13 protein-coding genes and 1 tRNA gene are annotated in these 16521 nt (G+C 73.4%); 6 read left to right on the top strand and 8 right to left on the bottom strand.

The features are described from left to right. The first annotated feature begins 4 nt into the window (after nucleotides 1-4). Together ACZ4XX_RS06560 and ACZ4XX_RS06555 are read left to right on the top strand one after the other, a co-directional pair. Nucleotides 5-190 carry a hypothetical protein gene (locus ACZ4XX_RS06560; RefSeq protein ID WP_468506834.1) on the top strand — a complete coding sequence of 62 codons (186 nt, stop codon included), beginning with the start codon at nucleotides 5-7 and terminating at the stop codon, nucleotides 188-190. Beyond that, nucleotides 187-1590: an MFS transporter gene (locus ACZ4XX_RS06555; protein WP_468506833.1), complete on the top strand. Its 1404-nt coding sequence runs from the start codon at nucleotides 187-189 to the stop codon at nucleotides 1588-1590. The genes ACZ4XX_RS06560 and ACZ4XX_RS06555 overlap by 4 nt, the downstream gene beginning before the upstream one ends. On the opposite strand, the gene ACZ4XX_RS06550 is transcribed toward ACZ4XX_RS06555, so the two are convergent. The 7 genes from ACZ4XX_RS06550 to ACZ4XX_RS06520 form a co-directional block, all read right to left on the bottom strand. Next, on the bottom strand, nucleotides 1523-2317 hold the full coding sequence (locus ACZ4XX_RS06550; protein ID WP_468506832.1) for a S16 family serine protease: 795 nt from the start codon (nucleotides 2315-2317) through the stop codon (nucleotides 1523-1525). The two genes, ACZ4XX_RS06555 and ACZ4XX_RS06550, sit on opposite strands and share 68 nt — an antisense overlap. 9 nt (nucleotides 2318-2326) lie before the next feature. Continuing rightward, nucleotides 2327-3508, bottom strand: coding sequence for an alpha/beta fold hydrolase (locus ACZ4XX_RS06545; RefSeq protein WP_468506944.1), 1182 nt, complete (start codon nucleotides 3506-3508; stop codon nucleotides 2327-2329). Nucleotides 3509-3822: 314 nt separating this feature from the next. Next, nucleotides 3823-4464, bottom strand: a complete 642-nt coding sequence (locus tag ACZ4XX_RS06540; RefSeq protein ID WP_468506831.1) for an IclR family transcriptional regulator — start codon at nucleotides 4462-4464, stop codon at nucleotides 3823-3825. A 444-nt stretch (nucleotides 4465-4908) separates the two neighbouring features. Then, nucleotides 4909-6702, bottom strand: coding sequence for a DEAD/DEAH box helicase (locus tag ACZ4XX_RS06535; RefSeq protein WP_030324967.1), 1794 nt, complete (start codon nucleotides 6700-6702; stop codon nucleotides 4909-4911). Between the two features lie 106 nt (nucleotides 6703-6808). Continuing rightward, nucleotides 6809-7192 carry a type II toxin-antitoxin system death-on-curing family toxin gene (locus ACZ4XX_RS06530; RefSeq protein WP_468506830.1) on the bottom strand — a complete coding sequence of 128 codons (384 nt, stop codon included), beginning with the start codon at nucleotides 7190-7192 and terminating at the stop codon, nucleotides 6809-6811. Further along, nucleotides 7193-7390 (bottom strand): Arc family DNA-binding protein, encoded by a 198-nt coding sequence (locus ACZ4XX_RS06525; protein ID WP_037639729.1) that lies wholly within the window; start codon nucleotides 7388-7390, stop codon nucleotides 7193-7195. A gap of 51 nt (nucleotides 7391-7441) precedes the next feature. Next, complete coding sequence (locus tag ACZ4XX_RS06520) at nucleotides 7442-9004, bottom strand: MFS transporter (RefSeq protein ID WP_468506829.1); 1563 nt, start codon at nucleotides 9002-9004, stop codon at nucleotides 7442-7444. 291 nt (nucleotides 9005-9295) lie between these two features. Between ACZ4XX_RS06520 and ACZ4XX_RS06515 the strand changes: the two genes are divergently transcribed. The 4 genes from ACZ4XX_RS06515 to ACZ4XX_RS06500 all read left to right on the top strand — a co-directional run bounded on the left by ACZ4XX_RS06515 (nucleotide 9296) and on the right by ACZ4XX_RS06500 (nucleotide 15151). Continuing rightward, nucleotides 9296-9370: transfer RNA gene (locus tag ACZ4XX_RS06515), tRNA-Cys, on the top strand. 486 nt (nucleotides 9371-9856) lie between these two features. Further along, nucleotides 9857-10708 carry a protein kinase family protein gene (locus ACZ4XX_RS06510; protein WP_468506943.1) on the top strand — a complete coding sequence of 284 codons (852 nt, stop codon included), beginning with the start codon at nucleotides 9857-9859 and terminating at the stop codon, nucleotides 10706-10708. Between the two features lie 75 nt (nucleotides 10709-10783). Further along, nucleotides 10784-12970 (top strand): protein kinase domain-containing protein, encoded by a 2187-nt coding sequence (locus tag ACZ4XX_RS06505; protein WP_468506828.1) that lies wholly within the window; start codon nucleotides 10784-10786, stop codon nucleotides 12968-12970. 81 nt (nucleotides 12971-13051) lie between these two features. After that, nucleotides 13052-15151, top strand: coding sequence for a serine/threonine-protein kinase (locus ACZ4XX_RS06500; protein ID WP_468506827.1), 2100 nt, complete (start codon nucleotides 13052-13054; stop codon nucleotides 15149-15151). A 132-nt stretch (nucleotides 15152-15283) separates the two neighbouring features. Here the strand turns inward: ACZ4XX_RS06500 and mycP are convergent, their stop codons facing one another. Next, nucleotides 15284-16519 (bottom strand): type VII secretion-associated serine protease mycosin, encoded by a 1236-nt coding sequence (mycP, locus tag ACZ4XX_RS06495; RefSeq protein WP_468506826.1) that lies wholly within the window; start codon nucleotides 16517-16519, stop codon nucleotides 15284-15286. Nucleotides 16520-16521 lie beyond the last annotated feature (2 nt).

Below are 16521 nucleotides of genomic sequence, written 5' to 3'. Positions count from 1 at the left end.
AGCCATGCACGCCGACATTCACCTCCAGCTCCACCGGCTGCGCGCCACCGAACTCCACCGCGAGGCCGCCACCACCGCCCCGCGCGTCCCCGGCCCCGCCCTCCGCGTCCAACTCGGCTGGTGCCTCGTCGAGTTGGGCCTGCGCCTGGCCACACCCGCACACCACCGCCCGGTCACCCTGGCCGCATGACCACTCCGGGGGGACAAGACGCGGACACGACGGAGCCGGATACGGGGAGGGCCAGCACCACGACGCGGGACCGGGCCCCCCTCACGACCGTCCTCACCGCCAACGCCGTATCCATCACAGGGAATTCGCTCACGCTCATCGGCGTCCCGTGGTTCGCCCTCGACACCACGGGAAGCCCCGGCAAAGCGGGCTTCGTCGCCTTCTGCGCGGCCCTGCCCGTCCTCGTCTCCGCGATCGCCGGAGGCCCGGTCATCGACCGGATCGGCCGCCGCCGGGTCAGCATCGCCTCCGACCTGGTCTGCGGGCTCGCGCTCGCCGCGATCCCGCTGCTGCACCGCGCCGGAGTCCTGGAGTTCTGGATGCTGTGCGCCCTGATGGCCGTCACCGGCCTCTTCCACGCTCCCGGGGAGATGGCCCGGCACGTCCTGGTCCCCGATCTCGCCCGGCGCGCCGGGACCTCGCTCCCCCGGGCCGCCAGCCTGTACGACGCCGTGGCGCGGGGGGCCCGGATGACGGGCGCCGCGATCGCCGGACTCCTCGTGGCGTTCATGGGCGCCGACACGGTCCTGGTCCTCGACGCGGCGACCTTCGGCCTCTCCGCGCTGCTCGTCACCGCGGGCCTGCGCGGAGTGCCCTCGGCGGAACCGGTGCGGGACGGCCCCCGCCTCTCCCCGGCCCGCTACCGGTCCGATCTCCGCGAGGGGTACGCCTTCCTGTTCCGCGCGCGGCTGCTGCTCGGCATCACGGTCATGGTGATGGTCACCAACGGCCTGAGCCAGAGCTGGAGTTCGGTGCTGCTTCCGGTCCACGCCCGCCAGGAGCTGGGCGGTCCGGCCACCCAGGGCCTGCTCGTGTCGGTCTTCGGCGGCTGCGCCCTGGCCGGTGCCCTGCTCTACGGGGCGGTCGGGCAGCGCTTCCCGCGCCGGGCCGTCTTCACGGCGGGCTTCCTGCTCGGCGGCGCCCCGCCGTACGTGGTGGCCGCGCTCACCGACACCACCGCGCCCCTGCTCGTGACGCTCGCGGCGGCCGGATTCGGCGTCGGCGTCCTCAACCCGATCCTGACCACGGTGATGTACGAGCAGGTCCCCGACGCCCTGCGCAGCCGCGTCATGGGCGCGAGCACCGCGGGGGTGCTCCTGACGACGCCGCTGGGCGGTCTGACGGCCGGCTTCCTCGTCGAGCGCGCCGGCCTGACGGCGACGCTGCTGGGAATCGGCGGGCTCTACTTCCTCGCCACGCTCTCCCCGCTGGTCTTCCCGGCCTGGCGGGCCATGAACGCCCCGCCGCCGGAGCGCACACCCGAGGACGGCCCGCCTTCCCGTGGCGACGCGGTCAGCAGGACGGAACCTTCGACTCCTGCCCCTGTTCCAGGGCCTTCAGGGACGCCACCGCGTCGCTGAGCGCGGTGACGGGGATGAGCCGCAGCCCCTCCGGCTGCTCGGCCCGGGCGTCCGAGCACTCGGCCTTCGGTACGAGGAAGACGGTGGCCCCGTCCCGCGCGGCGGCCTGGGTCTTCAGCGAGACCCCGCCGACGGCGCCGACCGTGCCGTCCGGGTCGATGGTCCCCGTACCGGCGATGATCCGGCCCCCGGTGAGGTCACCGCCGGCGCCGTCGCCGTCGAGCTTCTCGACGATGCCGAGGGAGAACAGCAGCCCGGCGCTGGGCCCGCCGATGTCGGCGAGGTGCAGCGTGACCTTCACCTTGTCGGGGTCCTCGCCGAGGTGGTCGAGGGCGGCCAGCGTGGCCGCGTCCTGCGACTCCTTCATCTGGCCGAGGTTGTGCTTCTCGACCTCGGCGTCGGACTTCCCCGGGGGGTAGACGGAGTCGCGCGGCAGGACGGCCCGGTCCGCACGGAACCAGGCGTCGGTCACGTCCCCGAGGTCCACGTCCGTGGACGGCCCGGTCGCGACGATCGTCGTCATCCGCAGCTGCCCCTCGGAGGGCCGGACCGGGGCGCCGGTGATCGTGATGACCTCCTGCCCCTTGTCCTTGCCGAGCACATCGGCGGTCGTACCGGGCTGCGCGATGGCAAAGGGCAGCGGCGCCAGCCCGACGACGGCGAAGAGCGCGACGACGGGCAGCGCGCAGACCGCGAGCGCCTTGGGACGGGAGAGACTGGAGAGCACGCCTCCAATCTACTGGGGCGACCGCCCCCACCGGGCCGGGGGCGCGGAGCCGGGCGCGTGCCCGTGGCCGGACCCCGGCACGACCCCAGCCCCGGCCCCGGGCACGGGCCTGGACCCGGGCACGGGCCTGGACCCGGGCACGGGCAGGTGGCGGGCGAAGAAGGACCGTACGAGCTTCCGTACGGCGGGCACCGAGACCCGGGGGTCGACGGTGCCGACCATCTCGGCGCGCCCGGCGGCGGTCGTCAGACCGGCGGCCCGAAGCTGTGGCACCAGGGCCGCGTAGTCGGTGAAGACCCAGTGGTGGCTGTCGGCGAGCTGCCGGCGGGCGACGGGTCCGCCGTGGGCGAGCAGCGCCGACCAGGAGCGGTCGAGGCGCGCGTCGCGGAAGCCGTCGGTGCCGGCGAGGAGCAGCGCCCGGTCCGTGCCCTCGCGGGCGACGGGGAGGAGCGCGCCGTCCATCAGGTCCAGGTACCCCTCCGGGTTCACGGCGGCGGCGACTCTCGGGTCCTCGTGGAGCGCCTGGGCGACGGCCGTGCCGCCCGCGGAGTGCCCGTAGAGCCCGACCCGGTCGAGGCCGAGGGCGTCGAGGACGAAGCGGAGGTCGGCGACCCTGGTGTCGATCATGGTGCGGAAGGTCCCGGCGTCGAGATCGGGGCGGAGGACGGTGGTCCGGATCCGATCGCGCCCCGGCCGCTCGTCGGGGAACTCCACCTCGGACGCGTCACCGGGATGGTCGACGGTGACGACGGTCCAGCCGTGCGATGCGAGGTCGATCGCGAGGGAGCTGCCAAGGGCGCGGGAGTCCCCGCCGCCGGGGCTGTACACCAGCACCGGGCGCCGGCCGGGCAGCGGCGGGGCGCCGGTCCGGGCGTGGGTGAGGGTGGCCGCCCAGTCGACCCCGGCCTCTGGCAGGGCCGGGCGGACCAGATGGGCGAGGAAGGTGAACACGTCGGCGGCATCGGGGGTGAGGTGCGGCAGTCGCGGGAGACCCCGGCCGGAGGCGGCCGGCCGGAACACGGTGACCATCAGCTCCCGCACACCGATGGCGGGCGCCCACGGGTCGTTGCGGGAGGGGTCGACGAGGTGCCGGACGGTGGCGCCTACGGCGTGGGGGCCGGTGGGGGCGGGCAGCCGGAGGACGAGGCTTCGCGGGGCGGGGGTGGCCGAGGCGGTGCCGGTGCCGAGCAGCAGGGCGGCGGCCCCGGCGAGGGCTCCCTTGGCGACGGTACGGCGGGCGGGTGCGTGGCCACCGAGCAGGTGATCGGGTGTCTTGGGCGTCGCCCATCCCCGGATCCCGGGAAGCGCCGGGGCCGGGGGTCTGGCGGCGGCCTTGAGAGCGGCAGGCCTGATCACGACAACGAGAACAGGCCGATCGGTCCACCACGGACAAAGCCCCTTGGGCATGCTCGTCGTCGGCACGACGCCGTAGGGCGGCACCGACGACTGACGGCCCCGCCCTCGGGCCGCGCGCCCGGCCGCCGTGCTCCCGGCCGCCGCGCGCCCTAGCGCAGCGCGTCCGCGACCTCCCGGGCCGCGTCCACCACCCGGGGCCCGACCCGCTCCGGCACCGCGTCCGCGAGCATCACGACGCCGACGCTGCCCTCGACACCCGTCACGCCGACGAGCGGGGCGGCCGCGCCGCTCGCACCCGCCTCCAGCTCGCCGTGGGTGAGCGTGTAGCCCGGTTCGATCAGGCCGCCCTGCCGGGCGGCGAGGATGGCGCGGCCGGCCGCGCCACGGTCGAGCGGATGGCGGAATCCGGCCCGGTAGGCGACGTGGTAGTCGGTCCAGGTCGGTTCGACGACCGCGACCGCGAGTGCCTCCGCGCCGTCGACGAGTGTCAGGTGGGCGGTCGCCCCGATGTCCTCGGCGAGCGAGCGCAGCGCGGGGAGCGCGGCCTCCCGCACGAGGGGGTGGACCTGGCGGCCGAGCCGGAGCACGCCGAGGCCGACGCGGGCGCGTCCGCCGAGGTCGCGGCGGACGAGGGCGTGCTGCTCCAGGGTGGCGAGCAGACGGTAGACGACGGTCCTGTTGACACCGAGTTTGTTGGACAACTCGGTGACGGTCAGGCCGTGGTCGGTGTCGGCGAGCAGTTTGAGGACTCTGAGTCCCCGGTCGAGCGTCTGGGAGGTCTCCGCGGTCACGACGCCCTCTCCTTCGGAGTGAGTGGCGGCGGGCTCTCACGGGGGTCGCGTCACCGGTCCCGTCGGCGACGCACGTCAGAGGCCGCCGGCAGGAAGGGGTACACCGGCTGCGCTCCGCGGCGGCGCTGCCACGGGGCGATTGCTTTTGAGCCGGGACAGTAGCGACCCGCTCCGCTCAGCGGAAGACCTCGTCCAGAATCCGGGCGCCGACGAGCGAATAGAGACGGTTCGGGACCTTCGTCGGTCGCATGCGGGACTTTGGCGGACAAGATCGGCTTTGTCGTGCACGTAGCGTGGAAGGGCCCGGAGGCCGACCGTGGGGGCCGGTCTCCGACGCCGGTCCTGCCGCGGTTCCTTCACCGGTTCCGCCGCCGTGGGACGAGTGAGGCCCGTACGAACGCCGTCGTACGGGCCTCAGCCACGCTCAGGGGGCACGGAACGGGGTCACCGCATCCGGGTGGCCCACTCCTGCACCTTCTTGATCCGCTCGCGGATCTGCCCGGCGGTGGCCTCCGCGCTCGGGGGCCCGCCGCAGACCCGGCGGAGCTCCGTGTGGATCACACCGTGGGGCTTGCCGGTCTGGTGGACGTACGCGCCGACCATGGTGTTGAGCTGCTTGCGCAGCTCGAGGAGCTCCTTGTGGGAAACGACAGGGCGTCGCTCGGCGGGGAGTTCGAGCAGGTCCGCCTCGTCGTCCGGCTTCTTGCGGCTGTGCGCGATCTGCCGGGCCTGGCGCTTCTGCAGGAGCAGCTGGACCTGGTCGGGTTCGAGGAGGCCCGGGATGCCGAGGTAGTCCTGCTCCTCGGCGCTGCCGGGGTGGGCCTGCATGCCGAACTCGGCGCTGTTGTAGAGGACGCGGTCGAAGACGGCGTCGGACTCCAGCGCCTCGAAGGGCAGCATGTCCTGCTCGCCGGTGTCCTCGTCCTGCTGGCGCTCCGCCTCGGCGAGTTCCTTCTCGGACTCGGCGTACGGGTCCTCCTCGCCCTGCTTCTTGGGCTTGTCGAGGACGTGGTCGCGCTCGACCTCCATCTCGTTGGCGAAACCGAGGAGGCTGGGGATCGTGGGAAGGAACACCGAGGCGGTCTCGCCGCGCCTGCGCGAACGCACGAAACGGCCGACGGCCTGCGCGAAGAACAGGGGGGTCGAGATCGTCGTCGCGTACACGCCGACGGCCAGGCGGGGCACGTCGACGCCCTCGGACACCATGCGGACGGCGACCATCCAGCGGTCGTTGTTCTCGCTGAACTCGTCGATGCGGTTCGAGGCGCCGGTGTCGTCGGACAGCACGACGGTGGCCTTGGTGCCGGTGATCTCACGGATCAGCTTGGCGTACGAGCGGGCCGAGTCCTGGTCGGAGGCGATGACGAGGCCGCCCGCGTCGGGGATGGACTTGCGGACCTCGGTGAGCCGCTGGTCGGCGGCGCGCAGGACGTTCGGCATCCAGTCGCCCTTGGCGTCCAGGGCGGTCCGCCAGGCCTGCGAGACGGCGTCCTTCGTCATCGGCTCGCCGAGACGGGCGGCGATCTCGTCGCCGGCCTTGGTGCGCCAGCGCATGTTGCCGCTGTAGGAGAGGAAGATGACGGGCCGGACGACGCCGTCGCCGAGGGCGTTGCCGTAGCCGTAGGTGTAGTCGGCGGAGGACCGCCGGATGCCGTCGTTCCCCTCCTCGTACGTGACGAAGGGGATGGGGTTGGTGTCGGAACGGAACGGGGTGCCGGTCAGCGCGAGGCGCCGCGTGGCGGGCTCGAAGGCCTCCAGGCATGCCTCGCCCCAGGACTTGGAGTCTCCGGCGTGGTGGATCTCGTCGAGGATGACGAGGGTCTTGCGCTGCTCGGACCGGTTGCGGTGCAGCATCGGGCGGACACCGACACCGGCGTAGGTGATGGCGACCCCGTCGTACTCCTTGCTGAGCGGCCCGGCGCTGTAGTCCGGGTCCAGCTTGATCCCTATCCGCGCGGCGGCGGCGGCCCACTGCTTCTTCAGGTGCTCGGTGGGCGCGACGACGGTGATCTGCTGCACGACGTGGTGGTGCAGCAGCCATGACGCGAGGGTCAGCGCGAAGGTGGTCTTGCCGGCGCCGGGTGTGGCGACGGCGAGGAAGTCACGGGGCTGCTCCTGGATGTATCTCTCCATCGCGCCCTGCTGCCAGGCGCGCAGCTTGCCGGCGGTACCCCACGGGGCCCGTCCTGGGAAGGCGGGAGAAAGGTGATGGGAGGAGGTGGTGGTAGTAGTCACGATCTCCGGGTTCGACGCTCGTCCAGATATGACAACCGGGCCACCTTACCGGCGGCCCGGCCGGAACGTCGTATGAAACCGGGCCGGTGGGGCCCGGTTGCGATTCAGCTCACGTCGCCTCGTGGAGGCCGCGCAGCCGCCGCGCGATGAGGGTCACATCCTCCAGCTCGCCGGAGGCCACTTCGATGACCAGCTTGTACGCCTCTTCCTGGTCGACGTCGACCATCTCCCGGCCGTTGAGGTCGAGGAAGACGACCGTGCACATCCACGCCATGCGCTTGTTGCCGTCCACCAGGGGGTGGTTCACGGCGAGCGACTGGAGCAGCGAGGCGGCCTTCTCGAAGAGGTCGGTGTACGCCTCGATCCCGTACATCTGCGACTGGGGGCGGTGTACCGCCGACTTGAGCAGGCCGAGATCGCGCACCGCGATCTGCTGCCCGGCGCAGGCGAGGTCCGCCAGTTCGAGGACCTCTTCGGCCGTCAGGTACTTCATCTACTCCCCCAACCGCTTCAGCAGCTCCGCGTGGCGCAGCGCGTATTTGGCGCCGAGCTTGCGCACAGCCTCCCGATCGACCTCCTGTTCCAGGTAGCGGTCGATCGCCTGAAGCACTATGGCGTGCATGCTGCGGCCCTCCTCCTCAGCGCGGAGCTTGAGTGCCTCTTGCTGGTCGTCGCGGAGACGCAGGTTCATTGCCATACCGCAAAGGTATCAAGAATGGGGCCAGAGTGGTACCGAATCGCGTCAGGCCCGCACCGGCGCCGCGTGCAGCCGCGTCGCCACCCACGCCCCCACCGCCGCGACCCCCGCCATCGGCAGGAAGACCGCCGCGAAGGCCCCCGGGTGGGAGCCCGTGGACGCGGACGACGTGACGGCGTGGCCGACCGCGCCGCCGCCGAGCGCGGCGAAGGCCGCGCCGCCCGCGGCGAGGAGCAGGACGTTCGAGAGGCCGTCGGAGATCTGCAGGGCGGCGGAGTTCGCGCCGACCTCCTCGGGCGCCGACAGCTTCATGAGCAGCACGCTCGTCGAGGCGATCACCGCCCCCATGCCGAGGCAGCCGAGCCCCCAGGCCGCCGCGACCACCCAGACCGGCACCGCGGTGATCAGCACGCTCGGCGCCGCCGCGATGGCGATCGCGACCAGGACCATGCCGAGGACGACGAGCCGTTCCCGGTACGGTTCCGTCCACGGCCGGGCCTGGATCCAGGAGCCGAGGGCCCAGGTGAGGCCGCCCGCGGCCAGGGAGAGCCCGGCCAGGGTGGGGCTCAGGCCCCGCTGGGTGACCAGCATCAGCGGCACGAAGGACTCGGCCGCGATGAAGGCACCCGCGGCGATGCCGCGAAGCAGGACGACGGACGGCAGTCCGCGGGCCGCCCGGTAGGTGCCGTGCGGAAGGAGCCCGCGGACCGCGGGCACGAGGAACGCGATGCCGGCCGCCGCCGGCAGCAGGGACAGCCAGCGCAGCTCCTGGCCCGCGTACTGGAGGAGCGCCGCACCCGCCGAGATGCCGAGCGCGAGCCTGATCCGGCGCCGGTCCCAGGGCGCGACGGGCGCGGTCGGGTCGGCCGGTCCCGAGGCGGTGCGGCGGATCGCGGGGAGCGCGAGGGCCAGCGGGAAGACGACGAGGGCGGGGATGCCGACGAAGACCCAGCGCCAGCCGAGGTGCTCGGTGATCGTTCCGGCGGCGAGCGGTCCGACGACGGAGGGGACGACCCAGCTCGCGGCGAACGCGGCCATGATCGCGGGTCTGAGGTGCTCGGCGTAGGCCCGGCCGACGACCACGTACAACGCGACGATGACGAGCCCCCCGCCGAGGCCCTGGACGGCCCGCCCGAGGATGAACATCCACATGGCGCCGGCGGTCCCGGAGAGCAGCAGCCCGGCGGCGAAGGCGCTGATGCCTGCGGTGAGCGGCGCGAGCGGCCCGAGGCGGTCGGACCACTGTCCGGCCAGGACCATGGCGAAGAGGCTGGTGGTGAAGTAGGCGGAGAAGGCGAAGGCGTAGAGGGGGATGCCGTTCAGCTCGCGGGCGGCCACGGGCATGGCCGTGCCGACGGCGGTCGCCTCGAAGGCGATGAGCAGGACGACGGAGACCATGCCGATGCTGAGCGCCCGGTGGGCCGGATCGAGGACGGACCCCTTGGTGTCGAGGACGGACCCCTGGGTGACGACGGTGTCGATGGCGTCGACCGTGTCGACGGTGCCGACGGTGCCGACGTCGTGCGGGGCAAGGGGTCCGGGTCTCCGGGCGGCGTCGGCGGCTATGTCTGCGTCCGCCTCGGCGTCACGGGGTTCGAGGGCGCTCATTCCCCCAGAGTAAGAGGTGAAGAAGCAAATGACCCCTGTCAGGAGTCCCGGAGGGACTCGGTCCTTGGACGTACGACGGATGTACGGCGGGCGCACCACGGAGGCGCGGCGGACACACCGCGAACGCGCGACGGACGCACCGCCGCGGCGCCCTGGACGGCACCACGGAGGCGCGGCGGACGCCCGAGTGTGAACGCCGTGTGGCTGTGCCGTTGCAGTCGCATGGCACGGCCCCGGAACCCCTTGAGCCCCTCCCGCCCCCCGCCTACGGTCGTACTCGTTGCACCACACGACCGTGTGCCCGAGTGGTTGAGGGGCCGGCCTGCAAAGCCGGTTACGTCGGTTCGAATCCGATCACGGTCTCCACTGATCCGCTGTCCCGGCGGAGCCCGAAGACGTGCACCCGCACCCCCGCGACAGCGCTCGCTCCGGATTCACCCCAGCAAGTTCCGCCCCCACGGAACGCGCCGACCGCGGCCCTCCGCCTCCGCGCGGGAGCGCTGCCCGCCGGGAATCACCCGCTCGTGCGGGATCTTCCCCTGCTCGCGCACCCACTTCACGTTCGCAATCAGGACAGCCCGGACTTCCCGGACGCCCGGCCTCCACGGCCCGCCTCCACCGCACCTCCCGAGCGCTCCCCTCGCCTCGGCCTCGCCCCCGCGCCTCGATAGGCTCGTCCCCGCCCCGTCACCACGGGCGCACGGACGACGGGGGGCACGAACGGTGGAACAGTCGCGCGCACAGCACGAACCGGCGCTGCACGAACCGGCGCGGGACGAGCCCGTACGGCAGGACTCCGTACGGCAGGAGCCGGCGTCGCAGGCATCCGCGCGCCAGGACTCCGCACGACGGATCGGCCCGTACCGGCTGATCACCCGCCTCGATCCGCCCCGGACCGCCCTGCCCTGCCGCCGGTTCGTGGCCCGCACCGAGGACGGCGAGCACACCGTGCTGCTCAGCGCCCCGCTCCCCGGCACCGATCCCGCCCGGTTCGCGGCGGAGGCCGACGCCGCCCGGCGCCTCCTCGGCCCGTGGATCGCCCCGGTGACGAACCTGGCCGGCCCCGGCGAAGCCCCCTGGTACGCGAGCCCGTACGTGCCGGCGCTCCCGCTGCCCGTGGCACTCGCCGTCCACGGCGGCCCGCTGCCCGAGGCCACCGTCCGCGCCCTCGGCGCCACCCTCGCCGAGGCGCTGGCCGCCGCGCACGGCCAGGGCCTCACCCACGCCGGGGTGTCCCCGGCCGCCGTCCTGCTCACCGCGGACGGGCCCCGGCTGACCTGCTTCGGCGCGGTACGGGCCGCCTCGGCCGACGGCGAGCCGCGCACCGGCCTGCCCGGCCTCGACCCGGGGGCACTCGCCCCCGAACAGGCCTCGGGAGGCCGCCCGCGCCCGCCGGGCGACGTCTTCGCGCTCGGCGCGGTCCTCGCGTACGCCGCCACCGGTCACACCGTGCCCGAACGGGACGAACTCCCGTCCGCCCTGCGCCCGGTGATCGCGTCCTGCCTGGCCCGCGACCCGGCCGACCGGCCGACGGCGGCCGCCCTGATGACCGCACTCGCCCCGCCGACGGCGCACGGGACGGTCCTGAACTCGGCCGGCTCGCTCCTCGCCCCGGGCTGGCTTCCGGGCCGGGTGGTGGCGGCACTGGCCCGCCAGTCCTCGGAACTCCTCGCCGCCGAACTCCCGGCACCGGCAAGGGCCTGAAGCCCGACCGCGCCCCCTCGCCCCCTCTTCCCTCCCCCTCCTCCCGCCCTCCCCCGGACCTGACGGACGTCATCCATGCTGTCGCCCCTGACCCACGACGACCCGGCCGCGGTCGCCACGTACCGACTCATCGCCCGCCTCGGCTCCGGCGGCATGGGCACGGTCTATCTGGCGCGCACGCCCGGCGGCCGTACCGTCGCCCTGAAGACCGTGCACGCGCGGCTCGCCACCGACCCGGCGTTCCGGGCCCGTTTCCGCCTGGAGACGGACGCGGCGCGGATCATCGGCGCACGTCACGGCGCGGCCGTGGTCGACGCGGACCCGCTGGCCGAGACGCCGTGGCTGGCCACCGAGTACGTCCTCGGCCCGCCGCTCGAAGACGCGGTGGCGCTCGGCGGCCCGCTCCCCGAGCCGACGGTCCGCGCCCTCGGCGCGGCGCTCGCCGGGGCGCTGGCCCAGCTGCACTCCTCGGACGTGGTCCACCGGGACCTCAAGCCCTCGAACGTCCTCGTCACCGCGTACGGCCCGAAGATCATCGACTTCGGCATCGCGCGGGCGGCCGGCGACGACCATCTGACCCGTACGGGAGCGGCGGCGGGCACGCCCGCTTTCATGTCGCCTGAGCAGGCGAGCGGGCAGGAACACCCGCCCGCCGGCGATGTGTTCGCGCTCGCGGGCGTCCTCGTCTTCGCCGCGACCGGCCACGGCCCCTTCGGCACGGGTTCCGCCGCCGACCTCCTGTACCGCGTCCGCTACGCGGAGCCCGACCTCACCGGCGTACCGGAGGCACTGCTCCCCCTGCTGACGGCCTGCCTGTCGAAGGACCCCTCGGCCCGCCCCACCACCGGCACCCTGGTCGACCGACTCCACGACGGCCACGGCGAGTTCGCCGACCACCTCCCGCCCCTGCTCCTGACCGACATCGCCCGCCGGGCCACGGACGTCTGGCTCCACGCCCCCCACCGCCTGCCGGCCCCGGCGGGCTCGGAGGGTCCGGCGGTGGCGGAGACGGTGGCCGGTGCGGCGATCTCCCGGCGACGACTGTTCTCGGTGGGCGGCGGGGCACTGCTCGGAGTGGCGGGTGCGGGGGGTGGCGTGTGGGCGTGGCTGGGATCGCGGGACGGCGACACCCCGTCCACCGGCGCCCCCGCTCCCGCCGGCCCCACCGCGATCCCCGCCAAGACGGCCTCGGACGGCGCGCCTGCGCCCGTCTGGCGGGGAGAGTCCCTCGACCGTGAGGAGAACACGACGCAGCTGCTCGCCGGGGACGTCGTCGGGTTCACCGAGACCGTCTCCTTCCGTGCCCTCGACCCGCGGAACGGCGCCGAGCTGTGGACCGACTCGATGGTGGACCCCCAGCAGGTCGCCACGGACGGCACGTACTTCTACATGTCCGACGGCCCCAACGACGGTCCGGGCGTCCTGCGCATCCGGACGATCGCACCCCGCACGGGCAAGGAGGCCGCCCGGACGATCGAGCTCAAGGGCTTCGACGGTTCGCAGTTCGGCACGGATCTCCTCACGGCCTCCGGCGGACGGCTCTTCGCCGCCTCACGGCTCGGTACGCAGTCGGACACCCTGGAGCAGCGGGAGACCGGCTGGCACCTGATCGCCGTCGATCTCCGCACGGGCAAGGAGGCATGGCGCCACCCCTACGCGTGGGACGGCGTCCGTCCCTGGCTCTCCCAGATCGTCGGTGACCGGCTGGTCCTCGGCAAGAACAGCGGCGACCTGGAGTCCTTCGTCGTCCAGGTGCGGGATGCGCGGACCGGCAGAAAACTGTGGCAGCGATCCCTCCCCATGGAGGAATCCCAGAGCTTCAGGCCCGGCCAGCTCGCGACCGACGACCGGCACCTCTACCTCGGCGGCGACCGCCTGCGGGCGCTGCGCCTCACCGACGGCGAAATTGCCTGGGAGTACGGCGGTGGCTCCCTCTACGGGCTGCCGGCCGTCGCCGACGGCCTCGTCCACGCGAACGAAGCCGGCCGCGGACTCGTGGTCGTCGGCGCCGACAAGGGCGACAAGCGCTGGACGGAATCCTCCTCGGGCCGCAGCCTGACCCCGGAGCTCCTCATGGTCCCGGTGGTCGGGACGAAGTACGTGTACGCGCCCGTCCGGGGCGGTCTGAGCGCGATCGACCGGACGACCCGCAGATCGGCCTGGGTGTTCTCGACGGATGCCACCCGGTACGTCGTCGACAAGACGCGCACCCGGATCGTCGGGGCCGGGGCGTCGTCCGTCGTCGCCATCCCCTTCGCCTGATCCACCTTCCACCGCCCCGCCCCGCCCTGCCCTTCAGTCCCGCCCCGCCGTCCAGCCCTTCCCACCGATCTGGAAGCTCACGTGACCACTCAGCCCCTCGCCACCGGTGACCCGCTCCGGCTCGGCCCGTACCGCCTCCTCGGTGTCCTCGGCGAGGGCGGCATGGGCAAGGTGTACGTCGGCCGGGACGGCGACGGAACGCCCGCCGCCGTCAAGGTCCTCCGCCCCGAACTCGCCCACGACCAGCACCTGGCCCAGCGCTTCGTCCGCGAGGCCGACATGGCGCGGGCGGTCACCAGCAAGGGCGTGGCCCGGGTCCTCGGGGCGCAGACCGAAAGCGGACGGCCGTGGATCGCCGCGGAGTTCCTCGCCGGGCCGACGCTCGACGAGGCGGTCCGGGCGTACGGCCCCATGGACGTGCCGGCGGTCCGCGCCCTCGCCGCCCAGCTCGCCCGCACCCTGCACGACATCCACGCGGCCGGCCTCGTCCACCGCGACCTGAAGCCCGCGAACATCGTGCTCACCTCGACCGGCCCGCGGATCATCGACTTCGGCATCGCCCGCCCCGAGCACGGCCTCACCCTGACGACGACGGGCCAGATCCCGGTCACCCCGGGGTACGGGGCTCCGGAGCAGGTCCTCGGCCAGCGGGTCGGCCCGGCCTCGGACGTCTTCTCCCTCGGCGCGGTGCTCGCCTACGCGGCGAGCGGTCGTCGCGCCTTCGACGGCGCTCACGTGCCGGCCGTCCAGTACGAGGTCGTGCACGGGGCACCGGACCTGAGCCTGGTCCCGCCGGAGCTTCAGGACCTGATCGGCCCGTGCCTGGCGAAGGACCCGGCGTACCGCCCCGCGCCCCCGCAGGTCGCGGAGGCCTTCGCCCCGCCGAAGGGCGCCGACCGCGCCTGGCGCAAGGGTCCGCTCGCCGACGACATCAAACGGCGGGAGACGGCCACGAGGCGCCTCACGGCACCCGCGGACACCGCCGTACCCGCCGCACCGTCCCGGCGCCGCTTCCTCACCGCTGCGGTGGCGGGCGTGGCTGTGCTGGGTGCGGGCGGCGGAGCGGGGGCCTGGTGGCTGAGCCGGGACGGAGTGAAGTCCCCGACCGCTGACGTGCCCCCGGCCGCGGCGGCTCCCGAGGCCGCTTTCATCTCGATCATCGACAGCACGCAGGGCAAGGCCCCGAAGACGCTGTGGGGCCCTCTCGACGTCGCCGCCCCCGAGGGCAGGACGCTGCTCCCGGTGAGGGACGTGGTGCTGATGCACGCGAAGACGGGCGGGCTGCTCGCCCTCTCCGTCACGGACGGGAAAGAGCGGTGGCGGGCCGAGGAGATCGACGCGGACGCCGGTCATGTCTCCGTCGCCGACCGGCTCGTCGTCGGCGCCGACGGGAACGGCGTCCTGCACGCCTTCGTCGCCTCCACCGGCAGCCACGTCTGGGAGACCCGGTCCGACGTCGAAGCCGTCCTCGCCGCCGACGACACCCACGTCTATCTGGTGACGAAGGACAACGAGCTCTGCGCCGTCGACGCCTGGACGCTCGCCACGACCTGGACACGCCCCATGACGTCCCCCCGGTCCGCCTCCGGTCCCGCGAAGGCGGCCGTCGGCAGGAAGCGGCTCGTGATCCACGGCAGGGACGGACACGTCGCCGTCCTCGACACCGCCACCGGCGAGACGGCCTGGCAGCTCAAAGGCCAGGGCACCCACGGCCAGGCCCCCTCGATCAGCGGCGACACCGTGTACCTCGGCGGCCCCAACCTGATGGCCAGGCGCCTCGACGGCGGCGACTTCCTCTGGAAGGAGGAGGCTTCCGGCATCAGCGGGCGGGAGGTGGGCTGGGGCAATCCGACCGCCGACGGCGATTCCGTCATCGCGGTCAACGGGTACAACGCCCGCCTTCTCCGTGCCGTGCCCGGCTACCCGGTCGCGAGCCCCGATTGGACCCAGATCATGGACCACCAGGGCACCACCATCACCGCGCCCGCCGTGGAAGGGGTGACCGTCTGGCTCCCGGAGGCGGACGACAGCACCGTCACGGTGGTCAACAAGACCACCGGCGACCATCTGTTCACCTTGCAGATGGAGCGCCAGGGCCCCTACCAGCTCGTGAGTGACGCCCACCGCGTCTTCGTCGCCCGTGGGGGAATGATCGCGGCCATGCCGGTCTTCGGCACCTGAGCCGACGCCCTCACCCTCGTCACGACCGCTCCTTCACCGGCGGCAGCCGCTGGAGGGGAGAGCGACCACGGCGGCCGCGCCGCCGTGGTGGCCGGTGCGGACCGCCTCTCGGCCCTTCCCGTACGGGTCGGTTCAGCCGCGCCGCGAACGGAGTACGGGCACGGCGATCGCGGCACCGATCAACACGACCGCGCCGATCCCGAGGCCGATCCAGAGGCCGGTGTCGCCGCCGTCGTCGCTCGACGCCTGGGTCCCCGGGGCGGGCGCGGGCGCGGGGGTGGAGGGTGCGGAAGTCGTCGAGTCCGCCGAGGCGGACGCCGACGCGGAGGGCGTGGCCGTCAAGGTCTCCTCAAGGTCCTTGATGGGCCGGACGTCGGCCGGACCGGGATCGCCGGGGGTCTTCAGCGCCCGCAGCGGCCGGACGGCGCCGTAGCCGATGAAGTCGCTGCGCGCCTCGCCCCCGGAGGGCTTGGCGATGGTGTTGAGCATGACCTTCAGGACCTGGTTGTTGGTCCAGTCGGGGTGCTTCGACCAGATCAGCGCGGCGGCCGCGGAGGCGAGGGCGGTGGAGTCACTGGTACCGGTCGTCGTGCAGACCCGGCCACCGCTGCAGGCCGCGACCATGTCCTTGCCGGGGGCCACGATGTCGACCTGGGAGCCGTACTGGGACATCGGGATGCGGGTCGCCTTCTTGTCCACGGCGCCGACCCCGACGACACCGGGGGTCGCCCCCGGGTACTCCAGCTTGTTGGCCTTGTCGCCGGTGTTGCCGACCGAGGCGAAGACCAGCGCTCCCTTGTCCAGGGCGTGCTTCACCGAGTCGGTGAGTGCCTGCGAACCCGCCGTCGTGCCGAGAGAGACGTTGATGACCTTGGCACCGGCATCAGCCGCGTACCTGATCGCCGGGGGAACGTCGCGGTTGAAGTCCTTCTCGCTCTGCGCCATGGTGCCGTCCCCGGCGCCAAGTCGGGGAACGCGCACCGGAAGGATCTTGGCACCGGGGGCCAGGCCGAAGGCTCCGCTCGAGGCCCCTGTGCCCGCGATGAGAGCGGCCATGCCCGTGCCGTGTCCGGTGTAGTCGGTGAACTCGTCGCCCTCCTCGTCCGGGGCGAAGTCCTTGCCCTTGAGGATCTGGCCCTTCAGGTCGGGGTTCCCTTGCTCCACACCGCTGTCGATCACGGCGACCGTGATGCCCTTACCGGTGCTGACCTGCCAGATCTCTTCGGCGCCGAAGGCGTCCAGGTGCCACTGCCGGTCCCTGACACCCGCCGCGTGAGCGGGAACGGAAGCGATGCCCACCAGCAGCATCCCCAAGGCGGCCGAGGCGGTGGCTCGGGCACGGCTCCGACGAATACTGCTGGTACGCATCT

It is taken from the genome of Streptomyces sp. NPDC029956 (assembly GCF_055574655.1).
This window is presented reverse-complemented; position numbering and strand designations above follow the sequence as displayed.